A 2,691-nucleotide genomic window follows, 5' to 3' on the forward strand; every position below is an offset into this window, starting at 1 on the left:
AAACGACAAGCTAAGGTCCGGTGTCATGCAGACGAAGTGGGAGTACGTGACGGCGCCGGTACTGATCCACGCCACCAAGCAGATTCTCGACAACTGGGGTGAGGACGGCTGGGAGCTGGTCCAGATCGTTCCCGGTCCCAACCCCGAGAGCCTCGTCGCCTACTTCAAGCGTCCCAGGAGTCAGTCCTGACATGGCCGCACCGAGCGAACGCCTGGCGGCGCTGGGCCTGACGCTGCCGCCGGTCCCGACCCCGGCCGGCGCCTACCTCCCCGCGGTCCGGGCGGGCAGCCTGATCTGGACGGCCGGTCAGCTTCCGCTGGTGGACGGCCGGCTGGCCCGCACCGGCCTGGTGGGCGCGGGCGCCGAGGTAACCGTCGAGCAGGCCGCGGAGCTCGCCCGGACGGCCGCGCTCAACGCGCTGGCGGCGGCGGCGTCGGTGGCCGGCGGGCTCGACGGGATCACCCGGATCATCAAGGTGGTTGGATTCGTCGCGAGCGCCCCCGGCTTCACCGGCCAGCCAACGGTCGTCAACGGGGCGAGTGAGCTGCTCGCGGCGGTCTTCGGCGAGGCCGGTCAGCATGCTCGCTCGGCCGTCGGCGTCTCGGCGCTGCCGCTGGGCGCACCGGTCGAGATCGAACTGGTGCTCGGGGGGTAGGCCAGTCCCGCCGGTGCCGGCCTCGGGGTTGCGGCGGCGCGCCGCGGCCAACAGGACAAACAAACCCCACCTCGCCACCAACGGCTCTAGCATCTGGGCAATGGTCGACCACAAGGCTGCCCTGATCGCTCGGCTGCGCTGGTCCCCGGCCGACGGAGGCCGCCGCGACGGGGTGACGGCGCGCCATCCGTCCGCGCCGCCCGCAGCGGTGCGCGACGCCTCGACGGTCGTGCTGCTGCGCGACGCGCCGGGTAACCAGGGGATCGAGGCCTACCTGCTGCGCCGGGCTGCGACCATGGCATTCGCCGGTGGGATGTACGCATTCCCAGGTGGACGAGTAGATCCGGCCGATATGGGGCCAGACGTGCCCTGGGCGGGTCCATCGGTCGCCGAGGTCATGCACGCGCTCGACGCCGATCCCGCACTCGCCCGCGCGCTCGTCTGTGCGGCCGTACGGGAGACCTTCGAGGAGTGCGGGATCCTGCTGGCCGGCGCGGTGGCGGGCGAGGACGGCCGGCTCGGCGGCGGCCCGGAGGCGCTCAGCGATCAGGTCCGGGCCGCCGAGCGCCTCGCCCTGGAACGGCACGAGCTCGGCCTGAGCGCCCTGCTCCGCAAATACTCCCTCGTGCTGCGGGCCGATCTCCTCGCGCCCTGGGCCAGATGGGTGACTCCCGAGATCGAGCCGCAACGGTACGACACCAGGTTCTTCGTCGCGGCGCTTCCCACCGGCCAGCATCCCGGCCAACCCTCCAGCGAGGCGGACCGGATGCAGTGGATACGCCCTGCGGACGCCCTCGAACGCCATACGGCCGGGACCATGGACATGCTGCCACCCACCGCGTTTACCCTCGCCGAACTATCCGAATACGCCGACGTCGCGGCGGTGCTGGCCGCTGCCCACGCCCGCGACCTGTCGCCGATCATGCCGAGGATTCTGGTCAGCGGCGGCGAAGCACACCTCCTGCTGCCGCATGACGAGGCGTACGACGACCCGGGAAACCATGACGACCTGCGGGATGCGGGCCCCACCGACCGGGCGCGGCAATAGCCATGGCCGTGCCCCGACAGATCACTCCCCTGGCCGCCGTGCTTCTCGCTCCGAATCCGGGCCCGATGACGCTCGACGGCACCAACACCTGGATCCTGCGCGCCGCCGGCGAGGAGGGGTGTGTGGTCGTGGACCCCGGCCCGGACCACGCCGGACATCTGGCGGCGGTCGCGGCGGCCGGCCGCGTCGATCTGATTCTGCTGACCCACGGCCATGTCGACCACAGTGCCGGCGCGGCCACGTTGCACGATCTCACCGGTGCCCCGGTCCGGGCGCTCGACCCCGTCTTCCGGCTGGGATCGGAGGGGCTCACGGCCGGCGATGTGATCGCCACGGCCGGCGTCGAGCTCCGGGTCCTTCCCACCCCGGGGCACACCGCCGACTCGTTGTCGTTCCTTCTACTCGGGGAAGACAAGCCACCCGGGGAAGACAAGCACTCCGCGGATTGCCGGGACCGGGCGGAGTCGGGCCCGACCTCCGGCAATCTCCCCCCCGGTCCGGCGGTGCTGACCGGAGACACGATTCTCGGGCGTGGCAGTACCGTGGTCGCTCACCCGGACGGCCGTCTCGGTGACTACCTGGACAGCCTGCGGCTGCTGCGGGAACTCGGCGAGACCACCGTGCTGCCCGGCCACGGCCCCGAACTGCCCGCGGCTGGCCGCGCGGCCGAGCGCTACCTGGCTCACCGCCACAACCGACTCGACCAGGTGCGGCGTGCTCTGGTGGACGCCGGGGTCGACGCCGCGGAGGCGGACGCAGCCGACGTGGTCCGCCGGGTCTACGCGGACGTCGACCGCGCCCTGTGGTTCGCGGCGGAACTGTCGGTCCGCGCCCAGCTGACCTATCTGCGGGAGCATCCCGACGGCGCCTGATCAGCCCAGCCGACCAGCCGATGGCGAGCGGTACGTCCGTGGCAGCGGTAGCCGGACGGCCGCCTCACACCACCGAGAGGTTCCGGGGAGGCCACTAAGCTTGTCGTTTAACCTT

At 71.9% G+C, this 2,691-nt stretch carries 4 protein-coding genes; all 4 read left to right on the plus strand.

All coding sequences use genetic code 11. The annotated features are described in order from the left end of the window. Positions 1-25 precede the first annotated feature (25 nt). The 4 genes from AC08ON_RS17965 (at position 26) to AC08ON_RS17980 (ending at position 2,576) form a co-directional block, all read left to right on the plus strand. Complete coding sequence (locus AC08ON_RS17965; RefSeq protein ID WP_023840716.1) at positions 26-190, plus strand: DUF4177 domain-containing protein; 165 nt, start codon at positions 26-28, stop codon at positions 188-190. A gap of 1 nt (position 191) precedes the next feature. Next, positions 192-656, plus strand: a complete 465-nt coding sequence (locus AC08ON_RS17970) for a RidA family protein (RefSeq protein ID WP_476610473.1) — start codon at positions 192-194, stop codon at positions 654-656. A gap of 100 nt (positions 657-756) precedes the next feature. Next, positions 757-1,704: an NUDIX hydrolase gene (locus tag AC08ON_RS17975; protein ID WP_476617419.1), complete on the plus strand. Its 948-nt coding sequence runs from the start codon at positions 757-759 to the stop codon at positions 1,702-1,704. A gap of 2 nt (positions 1,705-1,706) precedes the next feature. After that, complete coding sequence (locus AC08ON_RS17980) at positions 1,707-2,576, plus strand: MBL fold metallo-hydrolase (protein WP_476617420.1); 870 nt, start codon at positions 1,707-1,709, stop codon at positions 2,574-2,576. The last annotated feature ends 115 nt before the right edge of the window (positions 2,577-2,691 follow it).

This window comes from Frankia sp. CoWAU3 (assembly GCF_977971855.1).

Excerpts from the sequence above, each read along its gene's own strand:
- AC08ON_RS17965 (WP_023840716.1), top strand. The coding sequence starts at position 26 with ATGCAGACGAAGTGGGAGTACGTGACGGCGCCGGTACTGATCCACGCC.
- AC08ON_RS17970 (WP_476610473.1), top strand. The coding sequence starts at position 192 with ATGGCCGCACCGAGCGAACGCCTGGCGGCGCTGGGCCTGACGCTGCCG.
- AC08ON_RS17975 (WP_476617419.1), top strand. The coding sequence starts at position 757 with ATGGTCGACCACAAGGCTGCCCTGATCGCTCGGCTGCGCTGGTCCCCG.
- AC08ON_RS17980 (WP_476617420.1), top strand. The coding sequence starts at position 1,707 with ATGGCCGTGCCCCGACAGATCACTCCCCTGGCCGCCGTGCTTCTCGCT.